Genomic DNA, 1791 nt, shown 5'->3' with positions numbered 1-1791 from the left:
TCATAGCGGGATATGATTATCTCAAAAACAAGGGCTTTCGCAAGATTGACTTTACCACTCCGATAAATCCTATGATGAGCCTTTCGCAGCTTACGATCTTTGATATGCAAAAGCTTACCCACTCGGTCTATGCTTTAGAAAAGCACAATTTCACCGAGGCGTTTTCGCTTAGTGCGGGCGGTCGGTTTGAGCGCGCCGAATACAAAGTAGATCGCGAGGTCTCTACGACGGTGCGTAGGATGGGGCGCATCTTTCACACACAAGAAAGCACACACGTAACGGATGATAAAAACAACTACGCTTTTGAGATCACGCCGAATTTTAATTATTCCAAGGATGGCAATCTATATTTTAAATTTGAGCGCGGCTATATCTCCCCGGGCCCTAATCAGCTCATCGACAAGCTCGGTCGTAACGGCCCTTATGTGCTTAATAACCTTAAATCCGAAACCTTTAAAACCTACGAGATCGGTCTTAAAGATCTGATCTACGGGCAATACGTAAGCGCTACGATCTTTTGGACCGATACGAAAAACGAGATCGTAAATGAAACCCTGGGCAGCTCGATCACCGACGGTTGGCATTTTATCAATATCGACGAGACGCGCCGCAAGGGCGTGGAGCTGTATGCGGAGCAAAGTCTGCTTTCAAATTTAAAGCTCAGCGAGACCTTTTCATACGTGGACGCCAAGATCCAATCCGGCGCGAATAAAGGTAAGCAGGTTCCGTTGGTGGAGCGCTCGAAGTTCGTTTTAGGGCTCGATTACGAGCCGATTAGAAATTTAACGCTGATGAGCGATTTTAAATATTTCTCATCATCGCACGACGCCAACCACGATAGGATCGACTCGCGCACGATCGTGGATCTGGGCGCTGCGTACCGCTTCGCAAGCGGATTTTTGATAAGCGCCGGAGTCAAAAACGTCTTTGACGAGGAGTATAATTACAACCAAAATTTACGCTCGGACGTCTATACTCCGGCTCCCGGGCGCAACTATTACGCGGAGTTTAAATACACCTATTAGCCTGCGTTTAAATTTAAGCGAGGTTTGAGCTGCGAAATTTAAAATTTACGGGCGAAATTTAAAATTTCGCCGCCGCGTGCTTTGCCGCCGCAAGATTAAATTTAATAAAAGGAGCGAAGATGAAGCCTGATTATAAAAATTGGGTGCCTAAGGGCATGATCGCGAGCTTTGCCGCAGGTGCGGGCGTAGCGCTAATTTTGTTTTTGATTTTCGGCGTTTACGGCGCTTTTGTTGGCGGCGTGCTAAGGTGGTTTCTTGCGGGGCTTTTCGGCGCAGCGGCGCTGTTTTTGATCGGCTTTACGATCTACTGCGTCGTGTGGTACCGCGCGTTTGATTACGGCGGCAAGCGTCAGCTCTCTCGCGCGATCGTAGAGGGCACGGCGAAATACGTGGATCTACCCGAGGGCGGGCGCGGGCTAGACGTGGGCTGCGGCAGTGGCGCGCTAACGATCGCCGTGGCTAAGCGCAACCCGCACGCATCGGTGCTAGGCGTCGATCGCTGGGGCTTTGAGTACGCGTCTTTTAACAAACAGCTGTGCGAATCCAACGCGCGCGCCGAAGGGGTGCAAAACACTAGCTTCGAGCAGGCCGATGCCACGCAACTGCCCTTTGAGGACGGCAGCTTCGATGCGGTTACAAGCAACTACGTCTATCACAACGTCTCGAGCAATGACCGCCAGGAGCTGCTTTTAGAGACGCTCCGCGTGCTTAAAAAGGGCGGCAGCTTCGCGATCCACGATCTTTTCTCGCGCGGAAACTACGGCGA

At 50.8% G+C, this 1791-nt stretch carries 2 protein-coding genes; both read left to right on the top strand.

Annotation, left to right across the window (positions count from 1 at the left end):
• A partial coding sequence (locus tag Q0238_RS00635) for a TonB-dependent receptor (RefSeq protein WP_297941862.1) occupies positions 1-1025 on the top strand: 1025 nt, incomplete at its 5' end.
• Between the two features lie 119 nt (positions 1026-1144).
• Positions 1145-1791: class I SAM-dependent methyltransferase (locus Q0238_RS00630; protein ID WP_297941860.1), on the top strand; the 647-nt coding region annotated here is incomplete at its 3' end.

This window comes from uncultured Campylobacter sp. (genome assembly GCF_938045775.1).
GTDB lineage: Bacteria > Campylobacterota > Campylobacteria > Campylobacterales > Campylobacteraceae > Campylobacter_B.
Note: the sequence above shows the minus strand (reverse complement) of the source record. Positions and strands in the feature narration are given on the sequence as shown.